Below are 15,358 nucleotides of genomic sequence, written 5' to 3'. Positions count from 1 at the left end.
CGCCCTGTCCTGCCCTCTGCCATATCAGGCGCCCGGGTCCGCCCGGTATCCGGCCGATGCTGTGTCTTCTGACCTCCTCATGTTTACAGCATCATCCGCCCGGTTGTCGCGGCAAGATCAGGCCGCATGGGTGCGGGCAAGCCGTTCACCCAGCTTGCCGGGCGCCTCCTGCAGCCGGGGATCGCCGGCGGTGATTTCAGCAAGACCCTGAGTTGCCGCCGCCAGATCGATGATCAGACGCGGAAGCTCGACATCCGGCACCAGCGCCTCGATCCGGTCCCAGCCAACCGGCTGGGCCACCGCCTCCAGTCCCATGATCTGGCCACGGGCGGCCTGAAGCACCGCATGCATCCGGGCAGTGGCCGTGCCCGGCGCCGTCACCTTCACGGGCCGCAAGGGTTCCAGCAGCACCGGATCGCCTTCGGCCAGGGCATCGGCCATCGCCTGACGCGCCGCGGTCCGGAAGGCCATGTCGGAACTGTCGACCGCATGATGCTGACCATCCAGCAGCGCCACCGCCACATCGACCACCGGAAATCCCAGCGGCCCGGTGGTCAGGGCATCGCGAATGCCGGCTTCGACGGCCGGCACGTAATTGCGCGGCACCGACCCGCCGACAGTCCGATCCTCGAAATGAAAGCCCTCGCCCCGATCGAGCGGCACGACCTCGATCGAGACATCGGCAAACTGGCCATGGCCACCGCTCTGCCGCTTGTGGCGGCCGCGGGCACCGGCCGGGCGGCGCAGGGTCTCACGAAAGGCGATCTTCGGTGGCCGGGCCTCGACCTCGATTCCGAACCGCAGCCGCAACCGTTCCACCGCCAGAGCCAGATGGCGTTCTCCCTGCCCCATCAGCACCGTCTCCGAGGTCTCGGGGCGGGGGTCGATGCGATAGGACGGATCCTCCTCAACCAGCCGGGACAGGGCTGCACCCAGCTTGGTTTCGTCGGCGGCGCGGCTGGCGACCAGGGTGACCGCCGCAATCGGCGCCGGGGCCTGCACGTGCCGCCGGTCATCGGGTTCATCCAGAATACCCGTGGCATCGACCAGCACCCCCGGCGGCACGGTTTCCAGCCGCGGCAGCACCACCACCTCGCCCGCAACCGCCGGATCGGAGCGGCGGATCAGGGCCGGTCCATCGAGCATGCCGGTCTGGCCCAGCCGCTGGCCGGCGAAATCGCATCCTTCGGCAACGGTGCCGGACCAGACCCGCGCCAGCCCCACCCGGCCCAGATGCGGCAGATGCAGGATCTTGAACACCCGCGCCCGCATCCGTCCGTCATCGACCCCGCGGACAGGTGCCTCCGCCCCGGCCGCCCCGGCGGCGGCGCTCTCGCCCCCGGCCCTCGCACCATCCGCCATCATCTCGCCCGGGGCGAGGATACCCTGGCGGCAGGCGGTCACCGTCACATCCGGGGTTTCATGGCGCAGCGCCTTCATCAGCCGCCGCACGCCGAAGCCTTCCAGGGCCGTGCCGAAGAACACCGGCACGATATGTTCGCGACCGAATTCGCGGCCCAGATCCTGATAGATCTCGGCACGTGGCGGCTGGGTCTCATCCAGCAGTTGCTCCAGCAGCACGTCATCGAAATCCGCCAGAGTCTCCAGCATCACCCGCCGGGCATCCTGTTCCCGTGCGCTCAACGATGCCGGCAGCCGCACCACTTCCGACGCCGAACCCGGCCGATAGCGATAGGCGCGCTCGCTGGCCAGATCGACATGGCCGACCACCCGTTCGCCGCCGCCGGGGCCATGCTCACGGATCGGCACCTCGCGCAGCACCAGCGGCCGGCGGCTGACCGACTGAAGGGCATCAAGGATCTCGGCAACCCGCACGCTCAAGGTGTCGACCTTGTTGATGAACACCATATGCGGCATGCGCGTGCGTTCAAGCAGCGCAAAGATCGGCGCCAGCGCCTCCACCCGCGCCGGGTCGGGCTCGCACACCACCACCGCCACATCCGCGACGCTCAACACGTCACGCATGTCCTGGCGGCAATCGGCGGCGCCCGGGCAGTCGAGAATCGTCCAGCGCTCGCCCAGATAATCGATCCGGGCTGTGTTCAGGGTCAATCCGCCCGATATCTGACCACGTGCCTCGGGCCAGGCATCACCGCGGGCGGAGCCGTCCGACACCCGGCCAAGCCTGGCGGTGGTGCCGGAAATCCACAGCATCGCTTCCAGAAGACTGGTCTTGCCGGTGCCGTACGGGCCGATCAGGGCGGCGCAGCGCGGCGCCGCCGGTGCTCTGTCGGGCATCGCCGCCCCACCGTCCCTGGTACCATTCATGGTCGTGGACATGGACATCCTCCCCAGCGGGCCAAGGCCGCGGTCGGCCAACTGGGCCGCACGGTCCCGGCCGGGTGCGCGGGACGTGATGGGGACGTGGTCTGGTCGTCGGGGTGCGTGGCAGGTACCGGTCGGACAGCATTCGTCCCACAGCATCCGCCATGTCAATCGCCCCCCGCGACGCGGGTCCGCGATCCGTCCCTTTCCGATTGTCACGGAACCCCCCGGCAGCAATGCGGGGTGCCTGTCTGCGGCAGGTGGCTCCGGCTCGATCTGGTCGATTACTCATGCTCGCGCGCTCCAGGCGACGACGCAAGGGAAACCGCATCCACGATCGTGGACAGAAGACGATGACAGCGGCACGGAGCCGCCGCTCCGGATGCCGGTCTCAGACTCCGGCTTGACTCCATCCCGGTCCGGGATTAGAACAAAAAGAGAACAAAATGATCTGCCCGCCGGCCTCCGGCATGGCCCGATCAACCGCTCCAGGGCGCGCTCCAGGGGGACCGATACCATGCCGCCGATCAGGCCGTTCAGCATCGTCGCCACCACCACCACCCCGGCCGTGCTGCCGGCCGCGGCCGGATTGCCCGCCGCGGGATGGCGGGTCAGGCCGGCGCGACCGGTCATGCGCCGGCTGCCGGGCGATGACCGGGTGTCCGGCACCGGCGGCGGCCGCCTGCCGCCCGCACCGATGCTGGCCGATCTGGCCCGCATGGTGACGGAAGCCAAGGCTGGATCATGCCTGCAACACTCGGAGGATGCCATGCCACGTGCCGATCGGCTTGCCAGCCCGCGCAGCATTCCGCAGACCCGCGATCCGGGCATCCGCGTGCGACCGTCGCGGCTTCTGGCCGCAGCCGCGATGGCCACCGCCGAAGCGGCACTGCGCGAGACCGATCCGCGGGCAGTGGACGACGCCCCTGTCGATGACGTCCCTGTGGACGAGGCATTTGTGAACGAGACACTCGCCAAAGGCGGGCGGCCGGCGACACGCCCCGACAAGATTGCTCAGTTGAAGGCCACCATCGCCCGGATCGAAGGCCAGACCACCCCGGCCCGCTTGCCCTCGGGACACAACAATAATCCGGCAGTGCGGGTGATCAGCACCGGCTGTGACCAGATCGACGGCCTGCTGGGCGATGGCGGTCTGGCCCTTGGCCGGCTGCACGAAATCATCACGGCCGAAGCCGGTGACTATCCGGCAGCCGGCACCGCCCATGGCACAGGGCTGGGTCTGGCCGCCCTCTGGGCCGCCACGGTCGCGGGCGGCCATCAGGGTGCCGATCAGGGCATCGGATCCGGTGGTCCGGTGCTCTGGGTCGGCGGTTGGCCGGCACCCTATGCGCCCGGCCTGGCTGATTTCGGCCTGGACCCGGCGCGGCTGCTGGTGGTGCCGGCCCGGCGCAGTGCCGAGCGGCTGTGGGTGATGGAGGAAGCAATCCGCAGCGGTGCGGTCGCAGCCGTGGTCGGTGAGGTGGCCGATGTCGATCCTCTGGCGACCCGGCGCCTGCAATTGGCCGCGGCGGAAGGTGGTGGCATGGTCCTGCTGATCAGGCCGGTGGCACACAGCCTGCTCAGGCCAGCCCCCCGCGATGCAGCCGGGCGGGATGACGGCAACGATCCGGCAGCCCTGCTCGCCCGTCTGCCGCCCAGCGCCGCCGCCAGCCGCTGGGCCGTCACCGCGGCGCCCGCCGCCGCGGCATCCTGGCCGGCCGCCGCCGGTTACCGGACCCGGCCGATCGGCCGGCTGCACTGGCAGCTGGACCTGTTGCGCGCGCGCGGCAGCCTGCCCGCGCGGCTGATGGTCGGCTGGTCTGCCGACCAGCCCGGCCGGCTGTCGATGGCATCACCCGAGGCCGGCATGGCGCCGGCCTCAGCGCCCCAACCGGCCATGGCCAGGATGCCGCAGGCCACCGGTGACGCCCTGCCCCGGCGCGGCTGGTTCGGGCTTGGACGTGGCGGCCTGAACGGCATCCGCCCCGGCGCCACCGGCTGAATGGTCACCGGATCTCCGGCGGCCGGCTTCTCGCCCCCCGTTCGTCAATCCGGTTCCCGCCATGCCAGACATCCCCGTTCCCGCCCGGCGGCGGCAGATCCTGCCCCGACGCGTGCTGGCCCTGTCTCTGCCAAACCTCGCCCTCGACCGGCAGGCAGCCCTTGCCGCAGCGGCCGGGGACGATCAGGCGGCCCGCGACTGGCGCCATGGCCCGGCCGCCTGTCATGTCTCCGGCCCACGCGGGCCGGTGCTGACCGCAATCAGCCAGACCGCCCGCGACCAGGGCGTGCGGCCAGGCATGACACTGGCCGAGGCCCGGGCCCGGCTCTCCGCGATCCGCCTGGTACCGGCCGATCCGCGTGGAGACCGCCATCTTCTGGCCCGGCTGGCCGATATGGCCGATCGCTTTTCACCAGCCGTCGCCCTGGATGGCGGCCGGGGGCTGCTGCTCGACATCACCGGCGTCGCCCATCTGTTCGGCGGCGAGGCGGCCTTGGCGGCACGGGCCGCGCAGCTGCTGAGCCGGCAGGGGCGGTTGACGATCAGAACCGCCATTGCCCCCGGACCGCTTGCCGCCTCGGTCCTGGCCCGCCACAGACAGCCATCGCTGATCATCACGCCGGATGGTGCCGATGCCGCCGCCGCCCTGGCCCATGCGGTTGGCCCCCTGCCGATCGAGGCGATCGTGGAAGACCATCCGCAGGCCGTGCAGGGGCTGGCGCGGCTGGGCATCCGTCGGATCGATGCGCTGAATGCCCTGCCCCGGCAATCGGTTGCCGAACGTTTCGGACCCGATGTGATTGCGGCACTCGACCGGTTGTATGGCCGCATGGCCGATCCGCTGCATCCGCGCCGGCCGCCGGCCGCGGTGGAAGCACGGATCAGCTGGGCCGAGCCGATCGGCCGGGCGGAAGACATTGCCGCCGCCACCGCCTCTCTGGTCGACAGGCTGGCCGGCGATCTGGCCACGGCCGGTCTGGGGGCCCGGCAGTTGCTGCTGTCGGCCCATATCGTCGATGGTGCCGTGCGGTCGGCCGAGTTGGGGCTGGCCATGGCCAGCCGCGACCCGGTGCATCTGATGCGGCTGCTGGCCGAGCGTCTGGACCGGATCGATCCGGGCCTTGGAATCGAGGTGATGGTGCTGTCGGCACCCCGTGTGCAACGGCTGGGCGTGGCCGATCGCGCCCTGCCGGGGCTGGTCTCTGGCGCCCTGCCGGGCCTGATCTCTTGCGCCCTGCCGGGGTTGTCCGGCCGCGGACAGGCAGTCCCGGCTGGCCAGCCGGTGGCGATCGCCGCGCTGATCGACCGCATCGATGCCCGGCTGGGCAGCGGCCGGGTGCGGGCGGTGCAGATCGATGCCGCAGTCCTGCCCGAAGCCGTGGCCAGGCTGGTTTCCGCCACCGGACAGGCCATCGGGCTGGACAATCTGCCCACACGCGCCCCCGCGGCGCTTGACGGGCCGCACCGGCCCACCGCCCCCCGACCGCCACGGCTGCTGCCACGACCCGAACCGGTCACCGTGATCGCCGCCCTGCCCGATGACCCGCCGGCCCAGCTGCGCTGGCGCGGCCGGCTGCACCGTGTGCGACTGGCCGATGGCCCTGAACGGCTGCACGGTCCCTGGTGGCAGATGCCGGGGCAGGTGCCGGGGCAGGTGCCGGGGCAGGTGACTGAGACCCGCGATTACTATCGCATCGAAACCTGGGACGGGGATCGCCTGTGGGTCTTCCGCGCCGGCACCGCACCGGGCCTCGGCGCCGATATCCCGCCGGCCGGGACAGAAGAGCCCGGCTGGTTCGTCCATGGAATTTTTCCATGATCTTTCAAAACGGTCCTGGAGGTTCCAGGCCCCCTTCCTTCAGATCAGGGCCCAATTCCCATGCAGGCACCAGGATGTGTCGAACTGGAGATCACCAGCAATTACAGCTTCCTGCGCGGTGCATCGCATCCTGAAGAACTGGTGGCCACGGCCACGGCCCATGGCTTCGATCGGATGGCGATCGCCGATCGTGCCAGTCTGGCCGGGGTGGTGCGCGCTTATGTGGCGGCGCGCAAACTGGGAATGGTGCTGCATGTGGGGGCCCGACTGGACCCCGCCGATGCGCCGCCGATGCTGGTCTATCCACGCGACCGGGCGGCCTATGGCCGGCTGTGCCGGTTGCTGACCCTGGGCAAGCGGCGGGCGCCAAAGGGCGGCTGCGATCTGCGTCTGGCCGATATTCTGGCCGCCGGGCCGGATCATGAAATCCTGCTGCTGCCGCCGATGTCCTGCCCGGCCGGCGGCCCTCACCCCGACTGGGATCTGCATGCCGCAACCGCAGCCCGGCTGGCCGCCGCCTTTCCCGATGCGGTGCATCTGGCGGCCCGCCATCTTCTGGGCGGTGACGACGATATCCGCATCGCCCGGATTGACGCCCTGGCCGGCCGGCTGGGGATCGACATGGTGGCGACCGGCGATGTCCGGATGCATGTCCCGGAACGGCGGGTGCTGGCCGACCTGCTGGTCTGCATCCGCGAGCATGTGGTGATCGATCAGGCCGGGTACCGTCTGGCCCGCAATGCCGACCGCTATCTGAAACCGCCCGCCGAGATGATCCGCCGCTTCGCCCGCTATCCCGATGCGATCGCCGCCAGCCGCAGGATCTCGGACCGGCTGCTGTTCCGGCTGGACGAGCTTTCCTATGACTATCCCCTGGAAGGCGGTCTTGATGGCGAAACCCCGCAAGGCGCGCTGAAAAGGCGCTGCCGCGAGGGGCTGGCCTGGCGCTATCCGGCGCGGCTCTGGCCCGATGGTCCGCCGTCTGAGATACAGGCCCGTATCCGCACCGAACTCGATCTGATCGGCCGTATGGGCTATGCGCCCTATTTCCTGACCGTCGATCAGATCGTCCGCTTCGCCCGCGATCGGGGCATTCTGGCGCAGGGCCGTGGTTCGGCGGCGAATTCGGTGGTCTGTTTCCTGCTGGGGATCACCGCGGTCGATCCGTCGAAAGTGGATCTGCTGTTTGAACGCTTCATCAGCGAGGCCCGCGACGAGCCGCCCGATATCGATGTCGATTTCGAGCATGAGCGCCGCGAGGAGGTGATCCAGCATATCTATACGAAATATGGCCGCGCCCATGCGGCGCTGGCCGCCACCGTGATCAGCTATCGCCCCAAAAGCGCGCTGCGTGATGCCGGTCGGGCACTGGGCCTGGACGACGACACCACCGGCCGGCTTTCAGGGCTGATCTGGGGCCGGTCGGACGATCCGATCGGGCGGGATCAGCTGATCGAGGCCGGGCTCGATGCGGATGCGCCACGTATCCGGGCAACGCTGACGCTGGCCGCCAGCCTGCTCGGCTTTCCACGGCATCTGTCGCAGCATGTCGGCGGCTTCGTGCTGACCCGGCGGCCGCTGGAGGAAACCGTGCCGATCGGCAATGCCGCGATGCCCGACCGGACCTTCGTTGAATGGGATAAGGACGATCTGGATGCCTTGGGAATCCTGAAGATCGACATTCTGGCGCTGGGCATGCTGACCGCGCTGCGCAAGGGGTTCGACCTGATCGCCCAAACCACCGGCCGCCACTGGACCATGGCGACGGTGCCGCCCGAGGATCCGGCGGTGTACGACATGCTGTGCCGGGCGGATGCGGTGGGCGTATTCCAGGTGGAAAGTCGCGCCCAGCTGAACATGCTGCCCCGCCTGCGGCCGCGCACCTATTACGACCTGGTGATCGAGGTGGCGATCGTCCGTCCCGGCCCGATCCAGGGCGACATGGTCCATCCCTATCTGCGCCGGCGCGCCGGGCTGGAGCCGGTGGAATACCCGTCCGAGGCCCTGCGCGCGGTGCTTCAGAAAACCCTGGGCGTGCCGTTGTTCCAGGAACAGGCGATGCGGATCGCCATGGTCGCCGGCGGATTCAGCGGCGCCGATGCCGATGCCCTGCGCCGGTCGATGGCTGCCTTCCGGCGCAGTGGATCGATGCACCGCTTCCACGACCAGCTGATCGGCGGCATGATCGCCAACGGCTATGATCCGGTCTTCGCGGAACGTTGCTTCAAGCAACTGGAAGGCTTTGGCGAATATGGTTTTCCCGAAAGCCATGCCGCCAGTTTCGCGTTGATCGTCTATGTCTCGGCCTGGATGAAATGCCACCATCCCGCGGCCTTCACCTGCGCGCTGCTCAACAGCCAGCCGATGGGATTCTATGCACCGGCGCAGCTGATCCGCGATGCGGCCAGCCATGGGGTGGAGATCCGGCCGGTGGACATCAATCACAGTGCCTGGGACTGTACGCTGGAGCCTGGGGAGGTCGGGAAGGTCGGACAGCCGGCGCTGCGCCTGGGGTTGCGGCTGGTGAAGGGCCTGGCCGAAGCCGATGGCCGCCGGCTGGTGGCGACGCGGCCAGCCACGGGTCATGCCTCGCCCGCCCATGCCCTGCGCGCGGCCGCTGTGCCGCCTGCCACCCTGATCCGGATTGCCGAAGCCGATGGCTTCCGCAGCTTGAAGCTGGACCGGCGGCAGGCGCTGTGGGCGTTGCGACGATTGGAGACACATCCCCTGCCATTGTTTGCGACATTGGGCGATGACGGCCGCATGGCCGAGCCCGAGGCCCCTCTGCCAGCCACCCCGCCGGCACGGGCGATGGTGGAGGATTATGCCGCAACCGGCCTGACCCTGCGCCACCACCCGATGACCCTGATCCGGGCGGAACTGGGCACGCAGGGTGTGGTGCCGGTCGCATCCCTCGCCCATGCGAAAAGCGGCAGCCGCACGGCCGTGGCCGGACTGGTGACCACCCGCCAGCGTCCGGGCACCGCCAAGGGCATCATCTTCATCACATTGGAGGACGAGACCGGCCATGCAAACCTGATCGTGCGGCCCGATATGGTTGCCCGATACCGGGTGCTGGTCCATACCGGCCGCATCCTGATCGCCCGCGGCCGTGTCGAGCGCAGCGGGCAGGTCATCCATCTGCTGGTCGAGGCACTGGATACGGCGGAGCCGGCATTGACCGCGGCCATCAGTCGGGCCGATGATGCCGCCACAGCCGCCCATCTGGCGGCATTGAACATTACCGCGGAACCGACCGCGCCGTCAGAGCCACCAGCCCTGCGCCTCAGATCCCGCGACTTTCATTAGCGCGTCACCTGGCATTAACCCGTCACCAGGCATCAACGCGTCACCGGCCGAAGCCGTAGATATGTCATAGATCACCCTCATCAACCATCGCTATGATAATGTCTGGACATGCCTGCAGAGCCGCAGGCCTTCGACCACTGGTGTTCGGAGCCACCGGTATTTGATGCCGGGTCTCCGCGACCACTGACGGATGATCTGTACATGGCCGATAGTCTGTTTCTGCGTGAATTTCTGCGCGCACCCTTGCGCACCGGCGCCCAGCAACCGTCCAGCCGCGCCCTTGGCGCCGCCATGGCCGCCGAGATCGATCCCGACGGCACCGACCCGGTGGTGGAACTGGGCCCCGGCACCGGTGTCGTCACCCGCGCCCTGCTGGACCGCGGCATCGACGAATATCGGCTGGTGCTGATCGAGTTGAACCCCAGTTTCTCAGACCACGTCCAGCGCAGCTTTCCACGCGCCACCGTGCTGACCGGATCCGCCTTCGATTTGCGCCGACTGCTCACCACCGAAATCGGCGGCGGTATCGAGCCCCGCATCCGCGGCGTCGTCTCCGGCCTGCCCCTGCGCGGCCGCCCCGACGCGCTGCGCCGCCGGCTGTTGCAGGACGCGCTGGATCTGGCACGTCCGGCCGCCGGCTGCTTCGTTCAGTTCACCTATTGGTATGACAGCCCGGTCCCCTTCGATCGCGCCGACATCGATGGTCGCCGGACCCGCTTCGTCCCCTTCAATCTGTGGCCGGCATCGGTCTGGACCTATCGCCGTCGCACCGGCTGACAGAGATCACCGGCAGATGTCATGTCGTGCATCGCGATCAGGAGGGGCCGGCGATCAGGAGGGGCCGGCGATCAGGAGGGGCCGGCGATCAGGAGGGGCCGGCGATCAGGAGGGCCGGCGATCAGGAGGGACCGGCCACAGCGCGGTCGAAATTGCCCGCACCCATGCCGTCATGTCCGCCGAGCAGCCCGCCCGGCAGCCCGGCAGCACCAGTGACCGGCAGCGAAACGACATTCGCGTCCCCTCCCGCGGCGATGATGCGGGCCGCTGGCAATATCAGCGTCGCCGTGGTGCCGACATTCTTCTCGCTCGCCAGAGTGAGCGTGCCTCCATGCAGTTCCGCCAGCATACGGGCCAGTGGCAGACCAAGCCCGGTGCCGTCGAAACGGCGGTTCAGATTGCTGTCGACCTGACCGAAAGCTTCCAGAGCCACCGACAGTTCATCGGCCGACATGCCGATGCCGGAATCAGATATCGTCACCACCAGCGCGCCGCCGGCCTCGCGTTCGACCCGCATGACCACCCGTCCGCCCGAGGGCGTGAACTTGATGGCATTCGACAGCAGGTTCAGCACGATCTGCTTGATCTTGCGCCCGTCGCCCGTCATCGGCGGCAGATCCCCGACAAGATCGATGTCCACGACGACCCCCGCCGCCTCGGCCCGCTCCCGCAGCATGCCCTGGGTCTGGGCAATCACGGCAGGTAGACGCACGACCTCTTCCACCAGATCGAGCTTGCCCGCCTCGGCCTTCGACAGATCCAGAATGTCGTTGATCAGCGACAGCAGATGCTGGCCCGAAACCCGGATATCACCGACATATTCCCGCTGCTTTGCCGTCAATTCTCCGGCATAACCGGCGGTCAGAACCTCGGAAAATCCGATCACCGCATTCAACGGCGTCCGCAGTTCGTGGCTCATATTGGCCAGGAACTGCGATTTGATCTGATTGGCGGTCTCGGCCTGCTCCTTGGCGGCGCGTAGCGCCACCTCCACCCGCTTGCGCCCGGTCACGTCGCGCAGATTGACCACCACGCCGCCGACCGCCGCATCCTCGAACCGGCTGCGGCCGATGGCCTCCACCGTCAACCAGTGGCCAAGACGATGGCGGACCCGGAACTCGATCACCGCCGTCAGATGCGGATCGTCGATCGCCGTGCGGTAGACATCGGCGATACGGGCACGATCATCAGGGTGAACCAGCGTGACGAAGGCCATCTGCTCCACCTGAGCCGGATCGAGACCCAGGACACGTCCGGTGCTCGGACTGGCAAAACTGACGCCGCCGTGGCGATCCAGGATCAGCACGACATCCAGCACGTTCTCGATCAGGGCCTTCAACCGGCGGTCGCGCAGCGTGACCTCGTGCTGGGCCTCGGCGCGCTCCGTGATATCGCGGGCAATCGCCATCATCCGCGCGCCACCGCTCTGCGGCCCCGCCAGTTGCATCACCAAGGTCTCGCACTGGCCGATCCGGCCATCCGGGCGCCGGAAATCCAGCATGCCGCGCCAGCTTCCCATCTGCCGCACCGTCTGGCGGATCATCGCCAGCCGTGCCTCCAGATCGTCACCCGCCAGGACGTGATCGATGGTGAAGCCGTCAACGCGTCCGGCATCCAGGCCGGTCATCCGGGCGGCACCACCATTCCAGCCCACCACCCGCGCGCTGCTGTCGAGCAGCACGACGCCATCATTGATCCGGTCCCACAACAGTCCGACGCCATCGATCAGGCTGCGCGGGGTTGCGGCACTGCGCCGCAGCGCCAGCAGCCACACGACCAGCACCGCCCCGAAAACCAGACCGGCCACGACCAGACCGCCCGCCAGCGCCGACGGCGGAATGGTGACGACGCCCAGAAGGTCGAACAGCCCTGCCACACCAACCGCAAGGCACAAGCCCGCCGCAACGGCCGCAACGGCATCGAGCGGATAGCCCGCAGCCGTCACGTCTCCGACACCTAGATATGCGCGGGCATACGCCGCCTCATCCGTCGCCTTGGCAAACGGTTGACGGTCGGTACGCCTGCGCCGGATGTGCAAGCCTCCCCAGGCCACGCGCTGAACCCCATGTCCCACCCGATCCACCGCGGCCTCCCCCAGCCGGATATCTCCGGTGATAACGGCCGTAACCATGCCACGGCGATGCGATTGCATCACCACTCATGATCCGGCCGTTTGTTCCCGATTTTTTTTATCGCCTGCGCGAAGTAGACAGCGAACTGAACCACTAAAGCGACTGTCTGTCAATGCGGGGTCACTCGTCGCGGAGTACCCGTGTCCGAAACCCGTCAGCGCCACGACTTAAGATGACCGTCTCACGATTCACCACAGTCTTTAGATGCACGTCCCGACACCAAAGTGTGTAGACGTGATCCAGAGTCTTTTCCGCATAGCCCAGTTGAAGGTCGCGGCCGTCATGGACATGTTCCAGCAGCAATCCGCGGCTGCGGCCATAATCCCCGTCGACGACCCGGATCATCGGCATGGCATTGGTGCCGGTCTGCCGGATCAACCGGTCGCGGACCTCGCGCCAGCCGGCTTCGTTCGACACTTTCGACACGACGAGATCATTGCCGCGCGGTTCATAGGCGAACAGATCCTGATCCCGCATCATCGGCTCGTCCAGGAAGCGTCTGAGAAAGCTGCTGTCGCGCTCGCTTTCGCGAATCTGGAACAGTTTCTGACGCGTGGCCGGCGATGGCGCGCCCGGCAGACCGCGTCCCGGCTCCCACACGCCTTCCTCCTCGGCGACCAGCTTGTCCCATATCGCAAGACCCAGGCAGTATGGATTCACATCACCGGGAATGCGCCGGACGACCTGATTGTGGCGCACCAGGAATTCCATGTGGATGTCGGGGGGCAAATCCAGGCTGTTCATGATCGCGCGGTGCCAGAAGCTGGCCCAGCCCTCGTTCATGATCTTGGTTTCCATCTGGGGCAGGAAATACCGCGCCTCCTCGTCGACGATACCGATCAGATCGCGCTGCCAGTCGGCCAGATAACCGCCATGATCGCGGATGAACAACAGCAGATCGGGATCGGGATCTGCTGGTATCCGCTCCAACTCGACGGCAGCCGCGGCCGCCGGCACCGACGGTTTGCGCGCATGGATGGCGGCATACGGATCATGTGTCCCCTGCGCCCGATCCAGCGCCCGCGCGCGCTGTTGATCAGGCGTCAGCCGCGGCACCGCGGGGTTGCGGCCGATATTGAACGACAGGGCGTGAGCGGCATCCAGCACCCGCTCCACCGCCTCCAGCCCGATCGACGGGTCTTCGGCATAGCTGCGCACCCGGTCGGCATGCATCTTCACCTGCCCCAGGATCAGTTCCGCCCGGGTGCCTCGGGCAAAATAGAAATTGTTCTTGAAGAAGTCGTTATGGCCATAGACATGAGCCATGGTCAGAACCTGGAGACAGAGCGAATTGTCCCGCATCAGATAGGCGATGCTGGGGCTGCTGTTGATCACCATTTCATAAGGCAGACCGGCCACACCCAGATCATTGAGCGTGCGTTGGCGTTCATAGGATTTGCCGAACGACCAGTGCGGATAATGCGCCGGCATGCCGTGATAGGCCATGAACCCGATCATCTGGTCACGATCGCAGATGTCGAATTCCTGATCATAGGTATCGAGGTCGAACGCCGTGACCTTGTCGCGGATGCGCGCATCCCAGTATTCCAGGTCACGCATGGTCCAGCTCATGCCCATTGGCCAAAAACCCTTCCATCAAACCATCGGTGGCCGGCGCGGGGCTCGACGCCGTCAGGCCGGCGTAGGGGCCGCCTCGGCCTCGCGTTCCGGCTGCTTCTCCTTGCTGAGCAGCGCGCGGAAAGCCGGCCAGACGTCTTCTTTGCGTTCGATGCTGAGCATGTGAAAGTTCGCCGCCTTCACCCGCCGAAACACGTCGAGCATGGTCGCATCGCGAAACCGCCAGGCGTTCGGCTTGATCTCGCCATAGCCGAACAGATTGGAAACCGCGCACAGCTCGGTGGCGGCAGCCACGGTACGATCATTGTCGGAGGGGAAGTTATCGCCATCCGAACAATGGAAGGCATAAATATTCCACAATGTCGGATGATAGCGCTCACGGATAATTTCCAGAGCCTTTTCATAACCGCTGGAAATCAGCGTGCCGCCACTCTCGCCTCTGTGAAAGAAATCATGCTCGGTCACTTCGCGCGCCACAGCATCATGCGCCACGAAGACCAGCTCCACCTTGTCATAACGGGTGCGGACAAACTGATAGAGCATGAAGAAGAAGCTACGTGCCAGATACTTCTTCATCGTGTCCATAGACCCGGAGGTGTCCATGATGCACAGCACGACCGCGTTGCTCTCGGGCTCGACCTGCGGCCTGATCCGATGATAGCGCAGGTCGTCCTTGCGGAACCGGAAGCGCGGGCCGGCGGCACCGGCGCCCGAATCGTCCTCGACATCGACCGCGAGCATATCCTCATCATCATCGATATCGTCGAGGGCCACATCAGCCTCGTCATCATCGCCCGACGGCACACCGGTCGCCATCTTGCGGCGCACCCGCGCAATCGCCGTCCGGCGTTTCGACATATGGACCCGGATACCGCTCTTGCGATAGCCCTTGCGGCGGTGGGTCCGTTCCGAGATCACCTCGCGCAGCTTGCGCCGCTCCATGTCGGGCAGTTCCAGATCCTCGAACATGATCTGGATCAGTTCATCGAGGGTGATCTCGGTTTCATAGACATCGCGGCCGGCCTGGTCCCCGGCCGGGCCGGTTCCAGGCTTGGGTTGCCCCTCACCGGCCTTGCCGACGACCTGGCCTTCGGCGGTGTCGCCGTCGCCCTGCCCGACGCCGCCGGAATTCTCGCCGAAGATGAAGCGGTATTCCTTGATGCCGCGGATCGGCACCTTGATGGTCTTGTCGCGCGACTGGCCGATAATCGCCTCTTCGGCAACCAGATCGGCGACATTGTCGCGGATCGCCCGGCGTACCTTTTCGCGGTGACGCTGCCGATCGCCGGCGCTGCGGTCACTGCGCAAGCCTTCACTCTGAGCATAGTCCCGGAAAATCGTCGCCATTCAGCTGTACCGTCCTCGTGCTGCCGCGTACCCGACGACCGGTCACCGGCCGGCCTCCGCCATGTGGCGGTGTCCGACCGGCCGGCCTGATCCACGCGGTCCTGGATG

8 protein-coding genes are annotated in these 15,358 nt (G+C 67.2%); 4 read left to right on the top strand and 4 right to left on the bottom strand.

What is annotated here, in order from left to right:
* Positions 1 to 117 precede the first annotated feature (117 nt).
* Positions 118 to 2,301: an elongation factor G gene (locus IEW15_RS02520; RefSeq protein ID WP_188574563.1), complete on the bottom strand. Its 2,184-nt coding sequence runs from the start codon at positions 2,299 to 2,301 to the stop codon at positions 118 to 120.
* Between the two features lie 502 nt (positions 2,302 to 2,803).
* Here IEW15_RS02520 and IEW15_RS02515 point away from each other — a divergent pair.
* The 4 genes from IEW15_RS02515 (at position 2,804) to IEW15_RS02500 (ending at position 10,193) form a co-directional block, all read left to right on the top strand.
* Positions 2,804 to 4,288 carry an ImuA family protein gene (locus IEW15_RS02515; protein ID WP_188574561.1) on the top strand — a complete coding sequence of 495 codons (1,485 nt, stop codon included), beginning with the start codon at positions 2,804 to 2,806 and terminating at the stop codon, positions 4,286 to 4,288.
* Positions 4,289 to 4,349: 61 nt separating this feature from the next.
* The gene (locus IEW15_RS02510; protein WP_188574559.1) at positions 4,350 to 6,107 is read left to right on the top strand and encodes a Y-family DNA polymerase; all 1,758 of its coding nucleotides are present in this window, start codon (positions 4,350 to 4,352) and stop codon (positions 6,105 to 6,107) included.
* Between the two features lie 60 nt (positions 6,108 to 6,167).
* Positions 6,168 to 9,416, top strand: a complete 3,249-nt coding sequence (locus IEW15_RS02505; protein WP_188574557.1) for an error-prone DNA polymerase — start codon at positions 6,168 to 6,170, stop codon at positions 9,414 to 9,416.
* Positions 9,417 to 9,617: 201 nt separating this feature from the next.
* Positions 9,618 to 10,193 (top strand): class I SAM-dependent methyltransferase, encoded by a 576-nt coding sequence (locus IEW15_RS02500; protein WP_188574555.1) that lies wholly within the window; start codon positions 9,618 to 9,620, stop codon positions 10,191 to 10,193.
* A 121-nt stretch (positions 10,194 to 10,314) separates the two neighbouring features.
* Here the strand turns inward: IEW15_RS02500 and IEW15_RS02495 are convergent, their stop codons facing one another.
* The 3 genes from IEW15_RS02495 to IEW15_RS02485 form a co-directional block, all read right to left on the bottom strand.
* Positions 10,315 to 12,138, bottom strand: coding sequence for a PAS domain-containing protein (locus tag IEW15_RS02495; RefSeq protein WP_188574553.1), 1,824 nt, complete (start codon positions 12,136 to 12,138; stop codon positions 10,315 to 10,317).
* Between the two features lie 307 nt (positions 12,139 to 12,445).
* Positions 12,446 to 13,885, bottom strand: a complete 1,440-nt coding sequence (locus IEW15_RS02490; protein WP_229707760.1) for a SpoVR family protein — start codon at positions 13,883 to 13,885, stop codon at positions 12,446 to 12,448.
* 72 nt (positions 13,886 to 13,957) lie between these two features.
* Complete coding sequence (locus tag IEW15_RS02485) at positions 13,958 to 15,250, bottom strand: YeaH/YhbH family protein (protein WP_188574550.1); 1,293 nt, start codon at positions 15,248 to 15,250, stop codon at positions 13,958 to 13,960.
* Between the last annotated feature and the right edge of the window lie 108 nt (positions 15,251 to 15,358).

It is taken from the genome of Tistrella bauzanensis (genome assembly GCF_014636235.1).
Classification (GTDB): domain Bacteria; phylum Pseudomonadota; class Alphaproteobacteria; order Tistrellales; family Tistrellaceae; genus Tistrella; species Tistrella bauzanensis.
This window is presented reverse-complemented; position numbering and strand designations above follow the sequence as displayed.

What these genes read in the sequence shown, in the direction of transcription:
- IEW15_RS02520 (WP_188574563.1), bottom strand. Translation starts at nt 2,301, where the DNA reads ATGTCCACGACCATGAATGGTACCAGGGACGGTGGGGCGGCGATGCCC.
- IEW15_RS02515 (WP_188574561.1), top strand. Translation starts at nt 2,804, where the DNA reads ATGCCGCCGATCAGGCCGTTCAGCATCGTCGCCACCACCACCACCCCG.
- IEW15_RS02510 (WP_188574559.1), top strand. Translation starts at nt 4,350, where the DNA reads ATGCCAGACATCCCCGTTCCCGCCCGGCGGCGGCAGATCCTGCCCCGA.
- IEW15_RS02505 (WP_188574557.1), top strand. Translation starts at nt 6,168, where the DNA reads ATGCAGGCACCAGGATGTGTCGAACTGGAGATCACCAGCAATTACAGC.
- IEW15_RS02500 (WP_188574555.1), top strand. Translation starts at nt 9,618, where the DNA reads ATGGCCGATAGTCTGTTTCTGCGTGAATTTCTGCGCGCACCCTTGCGC.
- IEW15_RS02490 (WP_229707760.1), bottom strand. Translation starts at nt 13,885, where the DNA reads ATGCGTGACCTGGAATACTGGGATGCGCGCATCCGCGACAAGGTCACG.
- IEW15_RS02485 (WP_188574550.1), bottom strand. Translation starts at nt 15,250, where the DNA reads ATGGCGACGATTTTCCGGGACTATGCTCAGAGTGAAGGCTTGCGCAGT.